Source organism: Lysinibacillus sp. 10T31, assembly GCF_056394365.1.
The window spans coordinates 1-24,166 of record NZ_JBFTHS010000061.1 but is presented as its reverse complement, the minus strand read 5'-3'; the positions used below and the strand labels follow the sequence as shown (position 1 = coordinate 24,166).

23 protein-coding genes are annotated in these 24,166 nt (G+C 37.4%); 19 read left to right on the top strand and 4 right to left on the bottom strand.

Features of this window, described 5'->3' with window-relative positions; translation table 11 throughout:
- The 3 genes from AC1DCY_RS23810 to purD all read left to right on the top strand — a co-directional run.
- On the top strand, positions 1-223 hold a 223-nt coding region (locus AC1DCY_RS23810), incomplete at its 5' end, for a hypothetical protein (protein WP_477354155.1).
- A gap of 28 nt (positions 224-251) precedes the next feature.
- Entirely contained in the window at positions 252-1,778 is a 1,527-nt protein-coding gene (purH, locus tag AC1DCY_RS23805; protein ID WP_477354152.1) for a bifunctional phosphoribosylaminoimidazolecarboxamide formyltransferase/IMP cyclohydrolase, read from the top strand.
- 74 nt (positions 1,779-1,852) lie between these two features.
- Complete coding sequence (purD, locus tag AC1DCY_RS23800; protein WP_477354149.1) at positions 1,853-3,109, top strand: phosphoribosylamine--glycine ligase; 1,257 nt, start codon at positions 1,853-1,855, stop codon at positions 3,107-3,109.
- Positions 3,110-3,159: 50 nt separating this feature from the next.
- Here purD and AC1DCY_RS23795 read toward each other — a convergent pair whose 3' ends face one another.
- On the bottom strand, positions 3,160-3,288 hold the full coding sequence (locus AC1DCY_RS23795) for a hypothetical protein (RefSeq protein WP_477354147.1): 129 nt from the start codon (positions 3,286-3,288) through the stop codon (positions 3,160-3,162).
- A 305-nt stretch (positions 3,289-3,593) separates the two neighbouring features.
- On the opposite strand from AC1DCY_RS23795, the gene AC1DCY_RS23790 reads away from it, so the two are divergent.
- Complete coding sequence (locus tag AC1DCY_RS23790) at positions 3,594-3,734, top strand: hypothetical protein (RefSeq protein WP_477354144.1); 141 nt, start codon at positions 3,594-3,596, stop codon at positions 3,732-3,734.
- 137 nt (positions 3,735-3,871) lie between these two features.
- On the opposite strand, the gene AC1DCY_RS23785 is transcribed toward AC1DCY_RS23790, so the two are convergent.
- The gene (locus tag AC1DCY_RS23785; RefSeq protein WP_477354141.1) at positions 3,872-4,321 is read right to left on the bottom strand and encodes a hypothetical protein; all 450 of its coding nucleotides are present in this window, start codon (positions 4,319-4,321) and stop codon (positions 3,872-3,874) included.
- A 200-nt stretch (positions 4,322-4,521) separates the two neighbouring features.
- On the opposite strand from AC1DCY_RS23785, the gene AC1DCY_RS23780 reads away from it, so the two are divergent.
- From AC1DCY_RS23780 to AC1DCY_RS23750, 7 genes are all read left to right on the top strand, one after another.
- Positions 4,522-6,243 (top strand): adenine deaminase C-terminal domain-containing protein, encoded by a 1,722-nt coding sequence (locus AC1DCY_RS23780; RefSeq protein ID WP_477354138.1) that lies wholly within the window; start codon positions 4,522-4,524, stop codon positions 6,241-6,243.
- Between the two features lie 49 nt (positions 6,244-6,292).
- The gene (locus AC1DCY_RS23775) at positions 6,293-7,348 is read left to right on the top strand and encodes a DUF3048 domain-containing protein (RefSeq protein WP_477354135.1); all 1,056 of its coding nucleotides are present in this window, start codon (positions 6,293-6,295) and stop codon (positions 7,346-7,348) included.
- Between the two features lie 15 nt (positions 7,349-7,363).
- The gene (locus tag AC1DCY_RS23770) at positions 7,364-7,681 is read left to right on the top strand and encodes a YerC/YecD family TrpR-related protein (RefSeq protein WP_008173656.1); all 318 of its coding nucleotides are present in this window, start codon (positions 7,364-7,366) and stop codon (positions 7,679-7,681) included.
- 113 nt (positions 7,682-7,794) lie between these two features.
- Positions 7,795-8,484, top strand: coding sequence for a heptaprenylglyceryl phosphate synthase (pcrB, locus tag AC1DCY_RS23765; RefSeq protein WP_477354131.1), 690 nt, complete (start codon positions 7,795-7,797; stop codon positions 8,482-8,484).
- Between the two features lie 32 nt (positions 8,485-8,516).
- Positions 8,517-10,769, top strand: a complete 2,253-nt coding sequence (gene pcrA / locus AC1DCY_RS23760) for a DNA helicase PcrA (protein ID WP_477354128.1) — start codon at positions 8,517-8,519, stop codon at positions 10,767-10,769.
- A 14-nt stretch (positions 10,770-10,783) separates the two neighbouring features.
- On the top strand, positions 10,784-12,790 hold the full coding sequence (ligA, locus tag AC1DCY_RS23755; RefSeq protein ID WP_477354125.1) for an NAD-dependent DNA ligase LigA: 2,007 nt from the start codon (positions 10,784-10,786) through the stop codon (positions 12,788-12,790).
- A gap of 137 nt (positions 12,791-12,927) precedes the next feature.
- On the top strand, positions 12,928-14,061 hold the full coding sequence (locus tag AC1DCY_RS23750; RefSeq protein WP_477354123.1) for a CamS family sex pheromone protein: 1,134 nt from the start codon (positions 12,928-12,930) through the stop codon (positions 14,059-14,061).
- A 75-nt stretch (positions 14,062-14,136) separates the two neighbouring features.
- Here AC1DCY_RS23750 and AC1DCY_RS23745 read toward each other — a convergent pair whose 3' ends face one another.
- Positions 14,137-14,622 (bottom strand): hypothetical protein, encoded by a 486-nt coding sequence (locus AC1DCY_RS23745; protein WP_477354120.1) that lies wholly within the window; start codon positions 14,620-14,622, stop codon positions 14,137-14,139.
- A 228-nt stretch (positions 14,623-14,850) separates the two neighbouring features.
- On the opposite strand from AC1DCY_RS23745, the gene gatC reads away from it, so the two are divergent.
- The 7 genes from gatC to AC1DCY_RS23710 all read left to right on the top strand — a co-directional run bounded on the left by gatC (position 14,851) and on the right by AC1DCY_RS23710 (position 22,568).
- Positions 14,851-15,138, top strand: coding sequence for an Asp-tRNA(Asn)/Glu-tRNA(Gln) amidotransferase subunit GatC (gene gatC, locus AC1DCY_RS23740; RefSeq protein WP_010857153.1), 288 nt, complete (start codon positions 14,851-14,853; stop codon positions 15,136-15,138).
- A 24-nt stretch (positions 15,139-15,162) separates the two neighbouring features.
- Positions 15,163-16,626: an Asp-tRNA(Asn)/Glu-tRNA(Gln) amidotransferase subunit GatA gene (gene gatA / locus AC1DCY_RS23735; protein WP_477354116.1), complete on the top strand. Its 1,464-nt coding sequence runs from the start codon at positions 15,163-15,165 to the stop codon at positions 16,624-16,626.
- Position 16,627: 1 nt separating this feature from the next.
- A complete protein-coding gene (gene gatB / locus AC1DCY_RS23730) occupies positions 16,628-18,055 on the top strand; it encodes an Asp-tRNA(Asn)/Glu-tRNA(Gln) amidotransferase subunit GatB (RefSeq protein ID WP_477354113.1) in 1,428 nt (475 codons plus the stop codon).
- Between the two features lie 238 nt (positions 18,056-18,293).
- A complete protein-coding gene (locus AC1DCY_RS23725; protein ID WP_472391159.1) occupies positions 18,294-19,418 on the top strand; it encodes a tyrosine-type recombinase/integrase in 1,125 nt (374 codons plus the stop codon).
- Between the two features lie 13 nt (positions 19,419-19,431).
- On the top strand, positions 19,432-21,540 hold the full coding sequence (locus AC1DCY_RS23720; RefSeq protein ID WP_477354108.1) for a tyrosine-type recombinase/integrase: 2,109 nt from the start codon (positions 19,432-19,434) through the stop codon (positions 21,538-21,540).
- A complete protein-coding gene (locus AC1DCY_RS23715; protein ID WP_472391290.1) occupies positions 21,533-21,913 on the top strand; it encodes a DUF6262 family protein in 381 nt (126 codons plus the stop codon). Before AC1DCY_RS23720 ends, AC1DCY_RS23715 begins: the two co-directional genes overlap by 8 nt.
- Positions 21,914-22,010: 97 nt before the next feature.
- The gene (locus AC1DCY_RS23710; RefSeq protein ID WP_477354105.1) at positions 22,011-22,568 is read left to right on the top strand and encodes a carbon monoxide dehydrogenase; all 558 of its coding nucleotides are present in this window, start codon (positions 22,011-22,013) and stop codon (positions 22,566-22,568) included.
- Between the two features lie 321 nt (positions 22,569-22,889).
- Here the strand turns inward: AC1DCY_RS23710 and AC1DCY_RS23705 are convergent, their stop codons facing one another.
- Positions 22,890-23,192: a hypothetical protein gene (locus AC1DCY_RS23705; protein ID WP_477354102.1), complete on the bottom strand. Its 303-nt coding sequence runs from the start codon at positions 23,190-23,192 to the stop codon at positions 22,890-22,892.
- A 267-nt stretch (positions 23,193-23,459) separates the two neighbouring features.
- Here AC1DCY_RS23705 and AC1DCY_RS23700 point away from each other — a divergent pair, with 267 nt between their 5' ends.
- Positions 23,460-23,993, top strand: coding sequence for a hypothetical protein (locus AC1DCY_RS23700; RefSeq protein WP_472391293.1), 534 nt, complete (start codon positions 23,460-23,462; stop codon positions 23,991-23,993).
- Positions 23,994-24,166 lie beyond the last annotated feature (173 nt).

The following is a 24,166-nucleotide window of genomic DNA, read 5'->3' as shown; positions in this document are numbered from 1 at the left end:
GGGCGACTCCTTGGGGATTAGCGATAGAGGAACGAAGGCTAAAATCATCACATCCTGTGATAACGCCTTCGTGACCAACATCGTGTTGGCCCGAGACCCTGGAGCGAGCATCGCGAGTGAAGCGGCTCATCGGACGCCCCCAGGAAGCTCTGCTCTGCGCGAAAGCGAAGCGTCAGCGGCAAAGCGCCCAGCCGGAACGGAAATCAACCAGACGTTCTGGTGATGATCCTAAAAATTAGGAGGATATTGTTGTGACAAAACGTGCATTAATCAGTGTTTCCAATAAAGATGGTATTTTAGAATTTGCAAAGGAACTAGTAGCATTAGGTTATGAAATTTTATCAACTGGTGGTACGAAAAAAATGTTACAAGACAATAATGTTGCCGTAACAGCAGTAGATGAAGTAACTAAATTCCCTGAAATTTTAGATGGTCGTGTAAAAACTTTAAATCCAATGATTCATGGTGGATTATTAGGAAAGTTTGACGATGCTTCTCATCAAGCACAAATGAACGAGCATGGAATTGAACCAATTGAGATTGTTTGTGTCAATCTTTATCCGTTTGTTGAAACAATTTCAAAGCCTAATGTAACATGGGATGACGCTATCGAAAATATTGATATCGGTGGTCCAACAATGTTACGTTCTGCAGCAAAAAACCATCAATATGTAACAGTAATTGTGGATAGCAATGACTATGAGAACGTATTAGAGGAACTTAAAGCTAATGGTGCTACGACAATAGAAACACGTCGTAAGTTAGCTGCAAAAGTTTTCCGTCACACAGCCGCTTATGATTCATATATATCAAACTACTTAACAGAAGAAGAGTTCCCAGAGAGCTTAACAATGACATATGAATTAAAACAAAACTTACGCTATGGTGAAAATCCTCATCAAAAAGCAGCGTTCTATCAAAAACGTCTAGGCTCAGATTTTTCATTAGCTTACGCTACGCAATTACATGGTAAAGAATTATCATACAACAATATTCAAGACGGGAATGCCGCATTGCAAATTGTCAAAGAGTTTGAAATGCCTGCAGCAGTAGCTGTAAAGCACATGAACCCTTGTGGTGTTGGAACGGGCGCAACATTAGAAGAAGCGTTTGATAAAGCGTATGAAGCAGATTCAACATCTATTTTCGGTGGTATTATTGCATTAAATTTGGAAGTAGATGCAGCAACTGCTGAAAAATTAAGCCATATCTTTTTAGAAATTATCATTGCACCAGCTTTCTCTCAAGAAGCACTTGATATTTTAACGAAGAAGAAAAATATTCGCTTATTAACAATTCCTTTCGAGCAAGCAAAACAAGACAAATTCAATGTTGTATCAGTTGAAGGTGGTCTTCTTGTACAAGAACCAGATCGCTACGGTTTTTCTAATGCAGATATTAAAGTTGTTACAGACCGTGAACCAACAGCACAAGAATGGGAAGCATTACAACTTGGCTGGGCAGTTGTGAAGCACGTTAAATCTAACGCTATCGTTGTGACAGATTCTCAAATGACACTTGGCGTTGGTGCTGGTCAAATGAACCGTGTTGGAGCAGCTAAAATCGCATTTGAGCAAGCCGGCGAAAAAGCAAAAGGTGCAGCACTAGCATCAGATGCATTCTTCCCAATGAGCGATACTGTAGAAGCAGCTGCAGCAGCTGGTATAACAGCCATTATTCAACCAGGTGGCTCTATCAAAGATCAGGATTCAATCGATAAAGCGAATGAATACGGCATTGCGATGGTATTCACTGGCGTACGTCATTTCAAACACTAATCAGAACACGTTAAAAACTAGACCGAGATGTTGGTTCATCTCGGTCTTACTTACAAATAGGAGGATTCCCTAAAATGAAAGTATTAGTCATTGGAAGCGGCGGTCGTGAGCATGCTATCGCCAAACAATTTAGTATTTCACCATCTGTTAATAAAGTATTTGTAGCACCTGGTAATGATGGCATGCGAGGAGATGCAGAAGTTGTGGCAATTGATGCAATGGATTTTGCAGGATTGGCACAATTTGCTAAAGAAAATGCGGTAGATTTAACCTTTGTTGGGCCTGAGCAACTACTTGCTGAAGGAATCGTGGATTTCTTTACGACTCGTGGCTTACGAATATTTGGTCCAACAAAGGAAGCAGCGCAAATCGAAAGTAGTAAATCATACGCTAAGGATATTATGAATAAATATCATATCCCAACAGCAGCCCATGAAACGTTTACTGAAGCAGATAAGGCTATTGCATATATTAAGGAACAAGGTGCTCCAATCGTTATCAAGGCAGATGGTTTAGCAGCTGGTAAAGGTGTAGTTGTAGCAATGACTGCAGAAGATGCAATTGAAGCTGTGCAGGATATGATTGGTAACCAACGTTTTGGTGAATCATCTTCTCGAGTGGTCATTGAAGAATTCCTGGATGGAGAAGAATTCTCCTTTATGTCGTTTGTCCATAAAGGTCAAATTTATCCAATGGTCATTGCTCAAGACCATAAACGTGCTTATGATGGCGATAAAGGACCGAACACAGGTGGTATGGGAGCCTATTCCCCAGTACCTCAAATTTCTCAAGAAGTAGTAGATGTTGCTTATAAGACGATTGTTGAACCAACTGTGAAAGGTATGGAGGCAGATGGAGTATCGTTTACAGGGATATTATATGTAGGATTGATTTTAACGAAGAATGGTCCGAAAGTGATTGAGTTTAATGCACGCTTCGGAGATCCAGAAACGCAAGTAGTTTTACCACGCATGGCTTCCGATTTTGGCGCATTTATGACAGCATTAATGGATGAAAAGCCATTTGATTTGCAATGGTCAGAAGAAGCAATGCTAGGTGTAGTTATTGCCGCTGAAGGCTATCCGGGGGACGTTGAAAAAGGACATGCATTACCTAACCTGGAGGCTCTATCAGCTTCACACGCAGTATTCCATGCGGGTACAAAGCTTGTAGATGAGAACTTTGTTGGTAATGGCGGTCGAGTTTTATTAGTTGGAGCAAAGGCATCTACTTTAAAAGAAGCACAAGAAAAAGTATACGCAGGTATTGCAACTGAAAAATGGGACAATTTCTTCTACCGCAAAGATATCGGTTGGCGTACATTTAAATAGTAGTTGTGTAACTATAGAGTTATAATTGCCCGATAAAATTTGTTTACATTTTACTTAAGTTTATCACCATAGCGTGGGGTTGATTTCCGTTCCGACTTGGCGCTTTCCTGGGGGCGTCCGATGAGCCGCTTCACTCGCGTTGCTCGCTCCAGGGTCTCATCTGTGACGCTGATCCCCAAGGAGTCGCCCAGTCTCCACTCCAATCAACTTATATACAAAGCATATGTTTTAAAAAATGTCGTCTCAAACTTTTAGTATAAATCTAATTGGAAGAAGCTTTTTTTCCGTTGTGATTTACTAAATGATTAGTAAAATAAATCAAGCGTGTTGGTTAGGGAAATATAGGTTTATTATTGAGTGATAAAAGGATTTTTTTGTTGATATTTTGCAATGTATGCCCATTTTAACTGATTGTAGCGTAGGGCTACTCGACTCCCGCGGGAAAGCGAGACAGACGAGACCCTGCACGGAGCGAATGTTTTCCGTGCGAAAGCGAAGCGACAGCAACGTAGCGGAGGAAGCGGCTCGTCGCTCGCCCGCAGGAAGCTCTGCTCTGCGCGAAAGCGAAGCGTCAGCGACAAAGCGAGTAGCCCGTAGCGGAAATCAGAGCCTTCTAATTAATTAGGTCGGATAAGGAATGGTTAATCAACACACTTGAAACTAAATATTTTAATCATGCAGTGAAACTTCTTATTTTTTTCAAACGTAGGATTAAAAAGGGTGAAAGCCGTCTCAACAATACAGTTGAGACGGCTCCTTTGACTAAGAAGGATTTTGTGCTTTATTTGTAGAACTTTTACTTTCTGAGGAATTTTGATTTGAAGTGCTGGAGTCAGATTGCTTCGATGCAGTTGCGCTTGATCCTGACGTATTTCCAGATATAGCAGAGGAGAAATCCTTCATGAGTTTATCGATATGTTCAGATGACATAGAATTTTGGCCGCTGAACATACTTTGCATAGAAGAGTTGCCGGTGCTATTGTTGTTGCTGTTGCCCATAGCACTCTCCATACTAGAGCACATTAAAGCTTTAGTTGGGCAATACTTAAAGATACCCTCAGCCATTTTAAAGGCACCAAATGCTATCATCAATCGACCTTTCGTACATTCAGGATTTCTTGAGACCTTAGCGATACCGAATGCCGTTAAACTTACACCCATGGCAAAGCGACAAAAGGCATTTTTTTCGCTTAAATTCGATTCATGCATCATAATATTTCCTCCTTTAGTCATTGTGGAAAAAATAAAGCGGGGTGCACTTTGTTTTATGAAAGTGCTGTGTTACGATTGAAACAAGATGATTGCATAAAGCATTAATTTTATGAAAAAAAGCGTTTATGCAGTAGTAGTATGTGATTTCACGTAGGATTTACACAATGAAATTTTACGTAATTAAGGAAGGGGCGAATAGAATGGATCCAGTATGGAAAATTACAGAATTACGTCAGCAATTAGCTGTAATAGATGGTAAAAATGCACCGGATATTGTATTAAAAAATGCACGTTATTTACATAGCATGCTCAAACAGTGGGTAGTAGGGAATATTTGGATTTTAGGAGATCGTATTGTCTATGCTGGTGATAGAATGCCTCCGTTATTAGAAGGGACAGAGGTGGTCGATTGTACGAATAAAACAATTGTACCAGGATATATTGAGCCACATGTTCATCCGTTCCAGTTATACCATCCGCAATCTTTTGCTGATTTTTGCGGACAGCTTGGAACTACAACTTTTATTTCAGACAATTTAAGCTTCGTTTTATCTTTAGAAAATAAGAAAGCGTTTTCAATACTAGATGATTTGAAAAAGCTACCGTTTTCATTTTATTGGTGGACTCGTTTTGATTCACAAACTGAAATGGAACAGGAGGAAGAGATTTTTTCGAATACGTCCATTTTAGAATGGTTGGAACGAGATGATGTTTTACTTGGAGGAGAATTAACGGGCTGGCCAAGGTTGTTACATGGAGATGACCAAATGCTCTATCGAATGCAAATGGCTAAGGGCTACGGGAAAAAAATAGAAGGACACTTCCCTGGTGCATCAGAACGAACTTTAGCACGTATGAAGTTACTCGGTGCAGATGGTGATCATGAAGCTATGACAGTGGAAGAAGTAGAAAGACGTATTATGCAAGGATATGCTGTAACACTGCGTCATTCTTCAATACGTCCAGACTTACCAAATTTATTAAAGGGAATAGTCGAAAAAGATCTACCTATTTTTGATCATTTAATGATGACAACAGATGGCTCACCACCTTCTTTTCATGAGGATGGTGTGATGGATAAATGTATTCAAGTAGCCTTAGATGCAGGTGTAGCACCAATAGACGCTTATCAAATGGCTTCCTATAATGTGGCACGTTATTATAATATGTCCAACTTACACGGCTTTATCGCAACGGGTCGATTTGCCTCCCTTAATATTTTGCAAGATGAATGGCATCCAGTTCCTGAGAGCGTACTATCGAAGGGTGTTTGGCTAAAACGCGATGGAGAGCAAGTGCAAAAACTTGCTGCAATTGATTATTCAGCGTTACCTACATTTGACTTAGATTTTTCATTAACGTCTCATGATTTTCAATTCTCGATGCCTTTTGGAATTGAGTTGGTCAATGATGTTATTACGAAACCATATAACTCATTAATTACTAGAGAAGGGCAGCTTGCAGATCATGATGAATGTTATTTAATGCTCATGAATAGAGATGGCAAATGGCATGTTAACACGATGATTAAAGGTTTTGCTACTAGTGTTCAAGGGTTTGCTTCATCTTATTCGAACACAGGTGATATTTTACTGATCGGAAAAAATAAAGACGATATGATCAAAGCCTTTGAAGAAATGAAGGCAATGCGTGGTGGTATTGTCCTAGTTGAAAAAGGTGAAGTAATTGCTACTGTTCCTTTAACAATTGGCGGTTTTTTATATGATGGAAATGTTAAGGAGCTAGCAGAAAAAGAGAAGTTCTTAAAACAAGCATTAGCAGAGCGTGGATACCACTTAGGAGATGCAATTTATTCTTTACTTTTCTTACAATCGACACATTTACCATATATCCGAATAACACCAAAAGGGATTTTTGATGTTATGAAGAATAAGTTATTATTACCAGCAGTGATGCGCTAATTGAAGTTTTCCTATGGTAGATGTAATCGATAAAAGGAGAGTAATGCTTGTGTTCAAATCGAAGAAACTATTTATCGCAATGGCTTTTAGCACCTTATTGATAGGCGGATGTTCAAAAGATTCCTCGGAAGTGAAGGAAGATGATACGAATAAGGTGGACGATGGAACCGCTATTGAAGAGCCTGTTCAAGAAGGGGCGTATGTTGCTCCGCTAACAGGTGAAGCTGTGAAGGAAGAAATTACGCAACGCCCAATTATTGTTACCGTTAATAATCATCCGAAAGCACGTCCGCAATCAGGAATAGAAGCGGCTGATATCATTTATGAAATGCTGGCAGAAGGCGATGTTACGCGTCTATTAGCAGTTTATCAAAGTGAACTACCAGAAAATGTAGGGCCTGTTCGTAGTGCTCGATCTTATTTTGTTGATCTTGCGAAAGGCTTTGATGCATTTTACGTAGCACATGGTTATAGCCCAGAGGCAAAATCGATGCTTGATAATAATGTAGTCGACAATATAAATGGTATGGAGTATGATGGCACACTTTTTAAACGTTCAAAAGACCGTGTTGCTCCACACAACTCGTATATTACGTCTGAAAATATATTAAATGGAGCAAAAAAAGTGGGCGCTTCAATGAGTTACCATGAAAAAGTACATGAGGCTTTTTATGAACCCGATGAACGTGGTAAAATAGGCAATGAAACAAGTCGAGTGGACATTTACTACGGAAATAGTGAGTATTTCCATAATTCGTATTTGTATGATAAGCAAAGTAATCGTTATGGACGACAATCGGCTGGCGTTGACACAAAGGATATGTTAACAGGCGACACATTATCATTTTCAAATGTTCTATTTTTTGAAATGAAACATCGAACGATTGATAATGAGGGGCGCCAAGAAATTGATTTAACTTCTGGTGGAGATGCGTATGTATTTCAAAATGGCTATATGAGAGAAGTCAAATGGGCTAATATTGATGGAATACCAATGGCTGTAGAAGAGTCTGGGGAGCTTGTGAAGCTAGTACCAGGGAAGTCTTGGGTTCATTTCGTACCAACTTCACCAGGGTTACAAGCAATGGTGAAAACGCAGCCTTAAAGGGAGGAAGATTGCATGCAAATCGAAAAAATTCGAGGGCATCAAACAGATCAATTATTTAAAGCAGTGTTAGAGCTGAAAGATATCGAAGAATGTTATAAATTTTTTGATGATTTATGTACGATTAGTGAAATTCAATCGTTGGCACAACGCTTTGAGGTTGCACATTTACTACGTTTAAAGAAAACCTACGAATCCATTAAAAAGGAAACAGGTGCAAGTACAGCAACTATTTCGCGTGTACGTCGTTGCTTTGATTATGGTAATGATACATATGATGAAATGTTAGGTCGTTTGTATCCAGATGAAAAACCGTTTCAAGCACCAAAATAATAGTAGGTAAAGAGGCTGGGTAGAGGTTCTGCTCAGTCTTTTTCATTTTTTTGTAGACATTCATAAGCTATACTTGTAAACGAATAGATAGATAATGATAGGTGGTAAAATAGATGGATTATTTAGAATGGAGACATGTGTTCAAGCTAGACCCAGCTAAAGAAATTTCTGATGAGGCGCTAGAAAAAATTTGTGAGTCAGGTACAGATGTTATTATAGTTGGCGGAACAGACAATGTAACTTTAGATGGTGTATTAGACTTGCTTGTTCGTGTAAGACGCTTTGAAGTACCGATAGCGCTAGAAATTTCTAATATTGATTCGGTAACACCAGGTTATGACTATTATTTCATTCCAACCGTGTTAAATAGTGATGATCCAAAGTGGATTAAAAATCTACATCATGAAGCAATTAAAGAATATGGAGATATTATGGTATGGGAAGAATTAGTCGCTGAAGGTTATTGTATTTTAAACCCGACTTGTAAAGTAGCAGAAGTAACGAATGCGAAAACTGATTTATCCATTGATGATGTTGTTGCTTACGCACGAATGGCTGAAAATTTCTTTAGACTACCTGTATTTTATGTAGAGTATAGCGGTACTTATGGTGATATTGAGGTTGTAAGTGCTGTTAAAAATGAACTGAAAAATACGCGACTGTTTTACGGTGGCGGCATTACATCTGCTCAGCAAGCAGCAGAAATGGCAAAATATGCAGATACAGTAGTAGTTGGTAATATTATTTACCAAGATTTAAAAGCTGCACTTGCGACTGTTAAGACTGTAAAAAATACGATATAATCTAAGAACAAATGTTTGTAAGGCGGTGCAAAATGGAGCATTTAACGAAAAACTTATTAGCAGGTATGAACCCTGAGCAGGAAAATGCGGTCAAAACAACTGAAGGACCGCTTCTAATTATGGCGGGTGCTGGATCAGGGAAAACACGTGTATTGACACATCGTATTGCATACCTAGTCATCGAAAAAGAGGTATATCCGTCAAAGATTTTAGCGATCACATTTACAAATAAAGCAGCACGTGAAATGCGAGAGCGTGTAGATGCCATTCTCGGTAACGGAACTGGCGATAGTATGTGGGTATCGACCTTCCACTCAATGTGTGTGCGAATTTTACGACGCAATATTGATCAGCTAGGGATATCACGTAACTTTTCAATTTTAGATTCGACTGATCAGCTATCAGTTGTTAAAAATGTGATGAAGGATGAAAATATTGACACGAAGCGTTTTGAACCGCGTGCGATTTTAAATGCGATTAGTTCAGCAAAAAACGAATGTATAACTGCGGACGATTATGCAGGTCAAATCAATGAAAATAATCCTTACGAAAAAACGATTGCTCGGGTTTATAAAGGTTATGAAAAAAGACTACGTCGCAATCAATCACTCGATTTTGATGATTTAATTATGACAACTATTACATTATTCAAGCGCGTACCAGATGTGCTTGAATACTATCAAAATAAATTCCAATATATCCATGTAGATGAATATCAAGATACGAATAAATCTCAATATTTACTTGTTCAGATGCTGGCCAAGAAATTTAAAAATATTTGTGTTGTAGGTGATTCAGACCAATCGATTTATCGTTGGCGTGGTGCGGACATTGGCAATATTCTTTCATTCGAAAAGGATTATCCAAGTGCTAAGGTCATTATGCTTGAGCAAAATTATCGTTCAACAAAACGCATCCTACAAGCAGCAAATGACGTCATTCAAAATAATACAACACGTTATCCAAAAGAACTGCGTACAGAAAATGCAGAAGGTGAAAAAATTGTGTTGTATAAATCATATAACGAGCAAGAGGAAGCACAATTCGTAGTACAAACAATCCAACAGCATATTCAAAAAGAAAATCGTTCATTTGATGACTTTGCGATACTCTATCGTACAAATGCACAGTCTCGTGTGATGGAGGAAGTGCTTGTTAAGTCCAATATGGCTTATCAAATAGTTGGTGGTACTAAGTTCTATGATCGTAAAGAGATTAAGGATTTACTTGCATACTTGCGCCTTATTGCCAATAATGATGATGATTTATCACTCGCACGTATTATTAATGAGCCAAAGCGTAGTATAGGTGCAACTTCCTTTGAAAAAATGGCGCGCTATGCGATTGAACAAGATCGCTCTATTTTTGATGCTATGAATGATCTTGTGTTCATGGGGCTTACCGGGAAAGCAGCTAATTCAGCTGAGCAATTTTATGCGATGATTAAAGGCTTTACAGAGATGCAAGAGTATCTATCGGTGACAGAAATTGTAGAGCAGGTTATTGACAAATCTGGTTATCGTGCAATGCTACAAAACGAAAAGACGATTGAAGCAGAAAGCCGCTTAGAAAATATTGAAGAGTTTTTATCAGTAACAAAGGCTTTTGAAGAGCGTAGTGAGGACAAGAGCTTAGTTGCCTTTTTAACAGATTTAGCGCTAATTGCAGATATTGATGCACTTGATAAAGATGATGCATCGAAGGGCAACATTATTTTAATGACGATGCATGCTGCTAAGGGTTTAGAATTCCCAATCGTCTTTATCATCGGAATGGAAGAAAATATTTTCCCGCACTCTCGTTCACTTGATGATATGGATGAAATGGAGGAAGAACGTCGTTTAGCCTACGTAGGAATAACACGTGCTGAGGAACGTTTATATTTAACGAGTGCACAAAGTCGTACAATTTTTGGTCGTTCTAGTTATAACAATGTGTCACGTTTCTTAGGTGAAATTTCGGAGGATATTACACAATCGGTTTCCAAAGCTGGTACGAAGCCTGAAGTTCCATTTGCCTCTAGCAATCGTTCAACAGGTGGCTATCAAAAACGTACACTTGGAGCAATTCAGAAAACACAACCTGCAACAGCTCGTTTACAAACAACTGGTGGAGACCAATTTGGTTGGAAGGCTGGAGACAAAGCAGTCCATAAAAAATGGGGAACAGGTATGGTTGTAAGTGTAAAAGGTGAGGGTGATAGTACAGAGCTAGATATTGCCTTTCCACAACCTATTGGTATTAAGCGATTACTAGCACAATTTGCACCTATTGAAAAAGGGTAAGCGGGGGAACTTAAATGAACGAAATTGAACAGCGCGTTGTGGAATTAAATAAATTGTTACATGAATACGGTCATGCCTATTATGTGTTGGATAAACCTGTCGTAGCAGATAGTGTTTATGATCAATTATTACATGAACTTATTGCATTAGAGGGAGCGAATCCGTCACTTATTTACCCAGATTCACCGACGCAGCGTGTTGGCGGAGCAGTGGTAGAAGGCTTTAAAAAGGTGACGCACGATTACCCTATGCTAAGTCTATCAAACGCTTTTAATGAAGAAGACTTACGTGAATTTGACCGTAAAGTGCGTCAAGCAATCGGTGATAAATTCTCCTATGTTTGCGAGCTGAAAATTGATGGTCTTGCCATTTCTTTAAAATACGAAAATGGCGTTTTTGTACAAGGAGCAACGCGAGGAGACGGTGTTGTAGGGGAAGATATTACAACAAATTTAAAAACGATTCGAGCAATACCTCTTCGATTGAAGGAACCACTTACAATTGAAGTACGTGGCGAGGCGTATATGCCTAAAAAATCATTTGAAAAATTAAATACCCTTCGTGCTGAAAATGGAGAAGAATTATTTGCTAACCCGAGAAATGCGGCTGCTGGTTCTTTACGCCAGTTAGATCCTAAAATAGCAGCAAGTCGTCAACTATCAACCTTTATTTATGCAATCGGGGGAGATGGCGAGGCATATGGTATTGACGGTCATGCAGAGATGCTCGATTATTTAGAGGGACTAGGCTTCCCATCAAACAAAGAGCGTCAACGCTGCTCAACGATTGAAGATGTACTAGCCTTTATCGAAAAATGGACTGAAAACCGTCCGGATTTAGCTTATGAAATTGACGGTATTGTTATTAAGGTGGATCGCTATGCGCAACAGGATGAACTTGGTTATACAGCAAAGAGTCCACGTTGGGCAATTGCCTATAAATTCCCTGCTGAGGAAGTAGTGACAACATTACTTGATATTGATTTAACGGTTGGGCGTACAGGTGTTGTTACACCAACAGCTATTTTATCGCCTGTTCAAGTAGCAGGTACGACGGTTCAACGTGCATCATTACACAATGAGGATTTAATCCGAGAGAAAGATATTCGACTAGGAGATACAGTCATTATCCGTAAAGCCGGAGACATTATTCCACAAGTTGTAGGTGTAATACTGGAGCAGCGCCCTGAGGACTCAGAGCCATATGTAATGCCTGAACATTGTCCTGTTTGTGATAGTGAACTTATTCGTATTGAAGGAGAAGTGGCATTACGTTGTGTAAATCCGGCATGCTTTGCACAAATTGCGGAGAGCATTAAATATTTCGTATCGCGTAATGCTATGAATATTGACGGTCTTGGTGATAAAGTCGTTGAGCAATTATTACGTGCAGATTTAATTCATGATATCTCTGATTTGTATCACTTAACTGTAGAACAGCTTGTCGAGCTTGAGCGTATGGGAGAAAAATCAGCGGCGAATTTAGTCAGTGCTATTCAGGCTTCCAAGGACAATTCGATGGAGCGTTTACTAATTGGATTAGGGATACGACATGTTGGTGAAAAAGCAGCAAAAATTGTTTCAGAGGAGTTTGGAACGATGGAAGCAGTTATGGCAGCAACAGAGGAGCAACTAGTGGCGATTCATGAAATTGGCGATAAAATGGCTTCATCGCTTGTCGAGTATTTTTCAAATGAGGATGCACGTGCAGTCATTGGGCGCCTTGCTGAAGTAGGCGTTAATATGACGTATAAAGGTAAAAAGATAGAGGTAGCTGTAGGGGATAATCCTTTTGCAGGTAAAACAATCGTATTAACAGGTAAACTTGAGCAATTGACACGTAACGAAGCAAAGGCGAAAATAGAAGAGTTAGGTGGTATTGTTACAGGCAGTGTCAGCAAAAAAACTGACCTTGTCATTGCAGGAGCAGAAGCGGGTTCTAAACTAGCAAAAGCCGAGCAATTAGGTATTGAAGTTTGGAATGAAGACAGCCTGATCGAACAACTTAACCTCGTCCAATAATGGATAAATATTATAGTTAAAGTATGCTGAATTGTCCTAGCCACTTGGTGGGAAGTAAAGGGATTTATATGTCTCCAGAGGTGGTATGGACAATACGTAGAGCAGAATTTTAATTTCAGTAAAGGAGTACTAAGATAATGAAGTCATTTCGACTCATTCCAGCAATTGTCGCTGCTGCAATGCTAGTCGGCTGTGTGCCTTCTAATAAGAAGGAGACAGAGCTTACACAGGAGACGCAACAGGAAAAAGCGGAAACAACAATTATTCCAAGCTTACAGATTGATGAATCATATTATAGAACGCTAACTCCTTACAAACAAAGTGCTAGCAGGGGATTAGTAGTTTCAAATATTTTTACAAAATATGATATGAAGGAAGTTGAAACAGGATTAATGCGTCTTTCTCAAAATGAGTTTGACACAGAAAACTACTTCTTCCAAGAGGGACAATATTTAGCGGAAAGCACAGTGACAGATTGGCTTGCACGTAGTTCACAAACGAAGGAAGGTTTAAATCCTCCAACGACGGACTCAATGTCAGCAGAAGAACGTGCAACAAAGGCTCCAATCTATTTATCACATATTGTTGAGCAAAATTATTTAACAAAAACTAGTGATAACAAAGTAAAATTAGGAGGTATTTCGATAGGGCTTTCCTTAAACTCTATTTATTACTATCAAAAAGAAAAATATGGGGAGTACTATGAGAAACCAATTTCAGAGGCAACACTAGTTGAGCAAGGAAAGAAAATGGCCGCTGAAATTGTGTCCCGCCTAAGAACTCGTGATGAATTGAAAGATATACCGATTGTAGTAGGCTTGTTTAAACAAAAAGCTCGCAATGACATTATTCCAGGAACGTATTTTAGCTATGGCGTAGCAAAAGCAGGACAAAACGACGTAGCTGATTGGAAAGGTATTGACGAAGAATACGTACTATTCCCAACGAGTGAATCACAGGACGTATACCGAGATGTTAGCAATAACTTTAAGAATTTTAAACAAGATGTAGATAAATACTTTTCTAACTATACTAGTGTAATAGGAACAGGCTTCTACCAAAATAAAAAAATTCAAAAGCTAACGATTGAAGTGCCTATCCAATTCTATGGCAAGTCTGAAATTATAGGCTTTACTCAATATTTAACAGGTGTTCTGATCAATCAATTTGATAACATCAATGTTGAAGTAAATATTACCTCAATAAACGGTCCAGAGGCGTTAATCGTAAAGAATTCCAGCGAAAAGGAACCTTACGTCCATATCTATTAATGTATAGTCAGCCTCGTGCTGACTATATTTTTTTCTGGCAAGAAAAATGAGATTTGATAATATTAGTTGGAAGAATTAATCAGAGTGATGGATAGACTCTGTAGAGTGACGGATAGAATAGCGAAAGTTACGGAAAGCCCCGCCGAAACGACGGATAGAAGGGCAATAGCGACGGAAAGATTCCCCGGAACGACGGATAAAGTCTTCGAAACGACGGAAAGAAAAAAGGGCGAAGGAAAGCCCCGCCGAAACGACGGATAGAAGGGCAAAAGCGACGGAAAGATTCCCTGGAACGACGGATAAAGTCTTCGAAACGACGGAAAGAAAAAAGGGCGAAGGAAAGCCCCGCTGAAACGACGGATAGAATAGCGAAAGCGACGGAAAGATTTCCCGGAGCGACGGATAAAGTCTTCGAAACGACGGAAAGAAAAAAGGGCGACGGAAAGCCCCGCCGAAACGACGGATAGAAGGGCAAAAGCGACGGAAAGATTCCCTGAAGCGACGGATAAAGTCTTCGAAACGAAGGAAAGCCTCGCCGACTCGACAAATAAAAGAGAGCACAGCGCACGATTCATACCCCACTCCCGAAAAGCGAAGTCTATATGAAGGACTCTAAAAGTAGTCCCTCAAGACAACACTTCGTCATAGTAGTGAAAGTTTCTTTATTTTTGGTGAAAGTTGTGATTTTTAATATGAAAAATGTTATGATTACTTGCATGGTTAACTTTATTCAACCCTATTGTTATCGACAAAAACAATGAATTGAGTGAGTATTCGGAGGTGTGAAAAATGGCAAAATTAACAAAAGAAGAAGTTAAACACGTTGCAAATTTAGCACGTCTTGCAATTACAGAAGAGGAAGCAGAGAAATTTGCTGAACAGCTTGGTAAAATTACAGACTTCGCAGAGCAACTAAATGAGTTAGATACAACGAATGTTGAACCAACAACTCATGTTTTACCACTAGTAAACGTAATGCGTGAAGATGTGGCAACAAAAGGCTTAGACCGTGAAGTAATGATGTTAAACGTAAAAGAACAAGAAGATGGTCAAGTAAAAGTACCAGCTATCATGTAATACTAAAACATAGGAGGATTCCTCATGACGTTATTTGAACGTTCAGCAAAGGAGCTACAAGCTGACATTAAAGCGGGTAAGCTAACAATCGCTGATTTAACAAAAGAAGCATACGAACGTGTTGCGAAGCTTGACAGCGATGTACAAGCTTTCCTTGCTTCAAACGAAGAAAAAGCAACTGCACAAGCAGCTGAAATGGACAAAGTGCCATTTGAAGAGCGTGGACCACTTTTTGGTCTTCCAATCGGTGTTAAAGACAACATCGTGACAGAAGGTTTAGAAACAACTTGTGCTTCTAAAATTCTAGAAGGCTTTATGCCAATTTACGATGCGACAGTAGTTAAAAAACTACGTGATGCTGGTATGGTCACTATCGGTAAATTAAACATGGACGAGTTTGCAATGGGTTCTTCAAATGAAAACTCGTACTATAAAACAACAAAAAATCCATGGAACTTAAACCACGTACCAGGTGGATCTTCAGGTGCATCTGCAGCAGCAGTAGCAGCAGGTGAAGTACCATTCTCACTTGGTTCTGATACAGGTGGTTCAATCCGTCAACCAGCAGCATATTGCGGTGTTGTAGGGATGAAGCCTACATATGGTCGTGTATCTCGCTTTGGTTTAGTTGCATTTGCATCTTCTTTAGATCAAATCGGGCCAATTACTCGCAATGTTGAAGACAACGCTCTTTTACTTGAAGCAATTGCAGGATTAGATTCAAACGATTCAACTTCTGCAGACGTAGAAGTACCAAACTACGCAGCAGCACTTACAGGTGACGTAAAAGGCTTACGTATCGCTGTGCCAAAAGAATTCCTTGGTGAAGGTGTTGGCGAAGCAGCACGTCAATCAGTGCTTGAAGCATTAGAAGTATTAAAAGGCTTAGGTGCTACAGTAGAAGAAGTATCACTTCCTCATTCGAAATACGCACTTGCAGCATACTATATTCTTTCTTCTTCAGAAGCGTCTTCTAACCTTTCTCGTTTTGACGGTATCCGTTATGGTTTCCGTGCAGAAAATGTTAATAATTTGATGGACCTTTATAAAGAAACACGTGCACAAGGCTTTGGTGATGAAGTAAAACGTCGTATCATGCTTGGTACTTACTCACTAAGTGCAGGTACGTATGATGCTTACTACAAAAAAGCTCAACAAGCACGTACACTTATCAAAGCAGACTATGACAAAGTATTTGAAGACTTTGACGTAATCATTGGACCAACTTCTCCAACACCAGCATTTAAAATTGGTGAAAACGTTAATGATCCAATGACGATGTATGCAAATGATATTTTAACGATTCCTATGAACTTAGCTGGTGTGCCAGCCATTTCAATTCCATGTGGCTTTGAAAATGAACTGCCATTAGGCTTACAAATTATCGGTAAATACTTCGATGAAGCAACAATTTACCGTGTAGCTCATGCTTTTGAACAAGCAACGGAGTTCCATAAACAAGTTCCTCAAATTTGGGAGGGAAAATAACATGAACTTTGAAACAGTCATTGGTTTAGAAGTACACGTTGAGTTAAAAACGAACTCAAAAATCTTCTCACCAGCACCAGCTCATTTCGGTGCTGAACCAAATGCAAATACTACAGTAATCGATTTAGGTTATCCTGGTGTTCTGCCAGTACTAAATAAAAATGTTGTTGATTTCGCAATGCGTGCAGCACTTGCACTTAACATGGAAATCGAACAAGAAACAAAATTTGACCGTAAAAACTACTTCTATCCAGATAATCCGAAAGCTTATCAAATTTCTCAATTCGATAAGCCAATCGGTAAAAACGGCTGGATTGATATCGAGGTTGACGGCTATACAAAACGTATCGGTATTACGCGTCTTCATATGGAAGAAGATGCAGGGAAGCTTTCTCACTCTGGTGACCACTCTTTAGTTGACTTTAACCGTCAAGGTACACCACTTGTAGAAATCGTTTCTGAGCCAGATATTCGTACAGCAAACGAAGCGTATGCTTACCTAGAAAAATTAAAATCAATTATCCAATATACAGATGTATCTGACTGTAAGATGGAAGAAGGTTCACTACGTTGTGACGCCAATATTTCAATTCGTCCTTATGGTCAAGAAGAATTTGGTACAAAGACAGAGCTTAAAAACCTTAACTCTTTCAACTATGTTCGCCGTGGTATAGAGCACGAGGAATTACGCCAAGCTGATGTCCTTCTTTCAGGTGGGGTAATTGACCAAGAAACTCGTCGTTTCGATGAAAAAACAGGTAAAACAATTCTTATGCGTGTGAAAGAAGGAACAGACGATTATCGCTACTTCCCAGAGCCAGACTTAGTTCGTCTATCGATCTCTGATGAATGGTTAGAGCGAGTAAAATCAGAAATTCCTGAGCTTCCAGATGCTCGTAAAAAACGCTATGCTGATGAATTAGGCTTAACACCATATGATGCAGGAGTTCTTGTTATTTCAAAAGAAATCTCAGACTTCTTCGAGGCTATGATAGTTAAAGGTGCAGATGCAAAGCTTTCAGCAAACTGGCTTATGGGTGATGTTTCTGCATACCTAAATGCAGAACAAAAAGACCTTAAAGATACTGCATTAACGCCAGAAAACCTTGCGGAAATGGTGAAATTAATCACTGACGGTACAATTTCTTCTAAAATCGGTAAAAAAGTATTTGCTGAATTAGTAGAAAATGGCGGTTCCGCAGCAGAAATCGTTAAAGCAAAAGGTTTAGTTCAAATTTCTGATGAAGGTGCATTACTTGCTATCGTTACAGAAGTTCTAGACAACAATGCACAATCAATCGAAGACTTCAAAAACGGTAAGGATCGCGCTATCGGCTTCTTAGTTGGCCAAATTATGAAAGCTACTAAAGGTCAAGCGAACCCGCCAATGGTCAATAAATTATTACAACAAGAAATTGCAAAACGTTAATTGCAATAACAGCAGAAGGCCAAGAGAGCAAATTTTTAAATAGACTAAACTAATAAGAGGATATTATGTTCAATATATGAGCATATATCCTCTTTTCTTATGCATATTAGATTTGTTATTTAGATATCTAAAATATAGTTTAATATGTACAATATACAGGTTTATTTTAGAGGGTGTAACCCACAGCGGGAGAAGTAGTAAAGTCTTACAATCAATGATTAAAATTTAGGGGGATGTTATGAGGGTACAAGAGGTTCTTATTGAGGATAATAAAAAGAGATACATATTACTAGATCGCGTGGGATTCCCCGTGATGCCAGTTATGAAGTATATAAAGTATTTAGATAATACTAAAAAAAGTCCTAATACTCAAAAAACATATTGTTATTCCTTGAAGCATTATTTTACCTATTTAGAAAAAATGAATAAAGATTATCGTTATATTAGGTTAGAAGATTTAGTAGATTTTGTGGGGTGGTTAAGAAGCCCTTATGAGAGCACGAAAGTTACTCCTCTTCAGAAAGCAGCAGTAGTAAAGCGAACGGAAAAAACAATTAACCTTACAATTACAGTTATAGCAAACTTCTATGACTACCTATTCCGAAACGAAGAAGTACAAAAAGACGTGATGGAAAAGTTGATGAAACAGGTGTTTACAGGGGGGAACTCACGTTACAAAAGTTTCTTACATCATGTAAATAAGGATAAGCCATCAATCAAGAACATACTGAAATTAAAAGAACCACGCAAAAGAGTAGATACTCTCACTAAAGAACAAGTACAACAAGTATTACAAGCAACCACCAATATACGTGATACATTCCTCATTCAATTATTATTTGAAACGGGTTTACGGATTGGAGAAGCACTAGCTCTTTATATGGAGGATTTTATTTTTGACCATCAAAAAGGGCATCGAATTCGTTTGATAGATCGTGGAGAATTAGAAAACGGTGCTATGTTAAAGTCTGGAGAACGGGAAATTTATGTGTCACAATCTTTAATGGATAAATTTGATGATTATTTGTATGAAGTGATTGATGAATTAGATTTGGATACAAATTTTGTTTTTGTAAAACTGCGAGGAAAAGGTGTAGGAAAGCCAATGGAATATTGGAATGTAGAATCCCTATTTAAGCGTTTGAAAAAGAAAACAGGGATAAACTTACACCCTCATTTATTTCGACATACACATGCTACAATCTACTATCAAAAAACAAAGGATATTAAACAAGTACAAGAACGATTAGGACACTCTCAGATTCAAACAACAATGAACCTGTATCTACATCCTTCCGATGAAGATATTCGAGAAGGTTGGAAAAAGGCGCAATCTGAATTTGACCTAAAGAAAAATAACTAAAAGGAGTTACTGGATGAAACAAATTAAGAATGTTGTGGGAGAAATAGTCTCTCATGAAGGTTTACAAAGAGAATTATCATTTTATTTTGAAAAAACAATACATGAGAATGGCTCTGTTTCCAAAGAACAAATAAACAATCCCTATTTCTTAATCAACGATAAATGGAACATTAACTTTTTAGGTGAAATCAAACAGTTCGAAGAAATAGTAGCACGCTATAAATATTCTTGTAAAAACATTCATTTTCAATTGAATAATCCTTCGATCAATTTAGAAGTGAAATATGTTTATTATCAACAACTTTTTAACGATTTATGGACAATCAATAATATCTTTTCTCTTCAAAGTATATTAAAAAGAATGACAGAATTCATTAACGAAAATTATCCGAAACTCTCATCCTTGTTAGACTTGGACATTGACAAAGCAGAACGAGAATATTTGTTTTGGTTAAATAAAAAGGGGATTAAAACTCAAAGAATTAAGAAAAGAGTGCTTAGCAAAGATAGTGTTACAAAAACACCCGTAGCAGTTTTTTTGAGAACTATCTATTCAGCATTATTTAGATTTACTGATAATCGAGAGGAATGGGAAAAAGACAAATGGGATGTTCGCATTTTAAATGATAAATACGATATTTATTACAGCAAAAGTGTACCCAATCATTACATGGACTTCTCGATGATTGATAAAAGAATTCGTGAACCAGTTAAAAGATATTTTAAACAACGATTACTAAGTAAAAATAGATTCTCTTGGGGTACAGCACGTCATAATCTTCTTCATTTATCGAATTTTTTCGTATTTATCTTTTCCAAAGAAACAACGTGGATGGATATAAAGAACTTAAAACGTTGTCATATTGAAGAATATATTGAATATTTGAATGAATACGTTAAAAATAATCTGAAAAGGCGTGACGCACATCCTGAACACTATGTATCTAGGTCAATGTCAATCTTACAAAAGTTTATTGCAGATATTCAACGATATGAGTATGAAATAGCTCCCGAAGCTCATGCGAAATTATTGATCTTTCCGGGCGATAAACCAAAGCTCAGAAAAAAATCAATTAATGTGATAGATTACATCCCTGATTTTGTATTAGAACAACTCTTTCTTTATATTGATAACTTGCATAAAGATGTTGTCCCTGTTGTTTGGATAGCCTATAAAACAGGACTTAGAATATCAGATGTATTAGGTTTAACCTCGAATTGCCTAGTAAAACTCAATGGTCAATACTCTATTGAAACAGATATTGAGAAAACCTATGTGAAAGGACATCGGATTCCGATTGATAATGAATTAGCAGATATGCTTGCTGTTTTAATTGAGAAATCAAAAGAACTGAGCAATCAAGACAACAATCCTGACGATTATATTTTCGTTCGTTATCGTGGTCAACGAAAAGGGAAACCATTTGACCAAGGGTTTATTAGAGAGGAACTGAATGTATTAGCAAAGCAAAAAAATATTACTGACGAAAACGGTAACCTGTTTCACTTCAAAACCCATCAATTCAGGCATACTTATGGAGTAAAAATGTTGAACGGTGGTGCGGATATTCTAACGGTACAAGAGTTATTGGCACATTCATCCCCCGAAATGACATTACGATATGCAAAGCTATTGGATGATACGAAAAGAAAAGCGTTTGAATCAGTCATAAAACAAGGTGTTTTCAGCTTTGACTTAAATGGTGAAGTCCAAGAAATTAAAGTAGGAGAAGATATTCCTACAGATATAATAGATGCTTTATGGCAGGATCAAAAGCTAAATGCGATGGACAACCCTTATGGTACGTGTCACGCTCGTTTGAACGGAAATTGTCCCTATATGGAAGCACCACCTTGTCTAACTTGTGGTGATAATCAAACCCCATGTAGAGACTTAGCGGTAGGTTTTTCAGAGTTAGATCATCAAAAGTATGAACTTCACGTTAAAACAGCTACAAAAGCAATTGAAATAGCAAAACAAAGAGGTCGTGAAGATATAGTCGAGAAAAATGAACAAAATCTACAACGTTATCAAAACATTTTAAATACCATCCAAGAAGGGAATGTTATCTTTGGTAGACAAGACCGGATGAAAAGAAAGTTAGGTGTTAAAAATGTCTGATTATGATCGATCTGCTCATTTGAAAGCTATTCATTCCAAAAGAAAAGCTAACACACATCAAAAAGTAGATGAAGCCATTAAAAGGCTTATAAAAGCGAATGAACGAATAAATTTTAATAGTGTGTCTGGTGAGGCTGATGTATCAAAAGCAACACTTTATAACAACAAGTACATCCGTTCGAGAATAGAAACACTACGAACTCAACAATTACAAGTGCCTACACCGAAACAAGTAAAGCGAGAAATGAACGAAAGTAACAAGGATGCACTTATTGCATCCCTAAAAAGAACAAATCAAAAGTTGGAAGATGAAAACAAGCAACTAAGAAAACAGCTGAAAGTTGCTTACGCAGAGGTTTATAAAAAGTTATAAAGGAGAACCTTCTTGTTCAACTAACGAGGCAGGATAGTCGAAAAAGGAATTAATGTATCCGAACAGGACACACTAACCTTAAATAATATTTAAGGTGATGAAATTGAATAAAAATATTCCTCTTCTATTGATTTTATTTAGTATATTTAATTGTGGGGTGTATTACGGAACAGTAAATGCAAATCCGAACGACACTCCACCTTCTTTTGAGGAAAGGTTCACAGAAGCTGGTTATAAATCTGTAAAAGCAGCAGTAAAGGAATTTGAAAATCATTTTAAATGTGATGTAAAGCTACCTAAAATGTTACCTTCAATTTCTTTCACACATCAATTCGGAAGGTTTTTTGAAGATAAAAACTATAATGTGAATGATTCTTTGGAAATTAGGTTTGTTAATAAAGATATAAGAGAAAATATCTTTAAAATTGACATTCGTCCTTCAAAAAATAAATTGTACTTTAAAGATAAACTGAACTTAAATGGTAAGGAGTATACACTTCAAGATGGTACTAAAGGTATTTATTTTGAAGACCGATTATTTAATTTTTTTGTCTTTGAAAAGAATAATTTGCAGTATATGTTTGGGGTTTATAATAAAATAGCCAATACAGAAACACCTGACATATTAGTCAGAATAGCTAATTCAATTGATTAACTTCTTCAGTTAAAGCCCAATAGTTGTCTTCTTCTTCCGGGGGCTTCGTGCAACAAAAAAAATCTAATAAGCTTCCCAAATTAAAGTTAGGTAGCAAAATACCATATTGAATTGAGTGTTTTGTTTTGGCTGTTTATGATCAGTATGCCTAAACCTTGCTTTGGGAAGCTTTTTTCTCCATCAACATTTGAATGAATGTTTATTTTTACCCTTATTTATTTGGATTTCGATTGATAAATTCAATAATATCACTTTTCATAAAAGATATAGCATAATCGTAGTAAAAGTAACGGTCAATTTCCCCATTATTTAATGCTTTATCTAGTGCTTCAAATTTTTTTCCGCTAGGTATAATATCAATTGTTGGGGATAGATATCACGTTTTTCGGCAATTTCAGATATGGTTTTGCCGCTATTCCATTCAGACCTGTATTCTTTTTCACTTATATCAAGGAACTGGTAAAGTTTATCGTAATCATATTTATAATGAAATGTTTGGGGAACTTTTCTCTCATAAATATCTTTAAATTCTTCGTTGTTTTTATTAGCAAAGACTCCAACAACATTACCAGTTAGATTCAAGGTAACAAAAGCTATTAATACTAATACAAAAATTCTTTTCATCTTTCTAACCCTCCATTTTTTCACCAATATTATTCCCGTTGGACTGTTATTAATACGTTTTGAATAAATGATGGTTATTACTGATGGCTTACTGAATTGGATACAAAATGGTACTAAAAATCCCTTGCGTTAACTATAGATTATTGAGTTGCATAGGCAACTCTTTTTTTATTGAACTAACGGTGCAGTTTAGTTGAACAAGCAATGTCAATTTAAATTTAATGAAGCTGGGTATACTACACCTAAAATACATTGAGGTGTTAGAAAATGACCAGATTTATTTCACTATTGTTGATTTCATTTTGTTTGTTTTTTTTCTTGACCATATATGCAACAGCAAACGATAAACCCAGTCCTTATGAAGAAATTTATCCTGAAATAGGTTACAAAACTGTGGAAGCTGCATCGGAAGATTTTGAACAACATTTCAAACAAAAACTTAAGCTTCCGCTTAGGGTACCACCAATAAGCTTTACACATCATTTTGGTAGGTTTAATGATTTAGATGGCGATATTAATGACTCATTTGAAGTGACGTTTATAAATGATCAATTATCCGAAAATCATTATAAAATTAACGTTCGACCGATAAAGAATAATATTCCTATAAGAGAGAAATACGTGGTAAAAACCTTTGAATTAAAAAATGGAAGTGTAGCCACTTATATGACTATTTCAGGATTTAATGTGCTTGTTTTCGAGAGAGATGATTGGCAGTATATGCTAAGTATTGATAAACGAGTATCAGATAAAGTTACTCCTGAAACCTTGATAGATATAGCCAATTCAATTGATTATTGATTCAAATTGGAAGTTATGTTATTCAACTAAACCAGCTAATAGATTGTCAATAAAAATCTTTTAAATTAATAAACACTTCATGCTATACTAAAAAGCGCAACCCAAATAACCCTCCGAATTCAATTTGGAAGGTTTTTGTTGTATTTGAAAATGCTGTTACTACATAGTTTCTT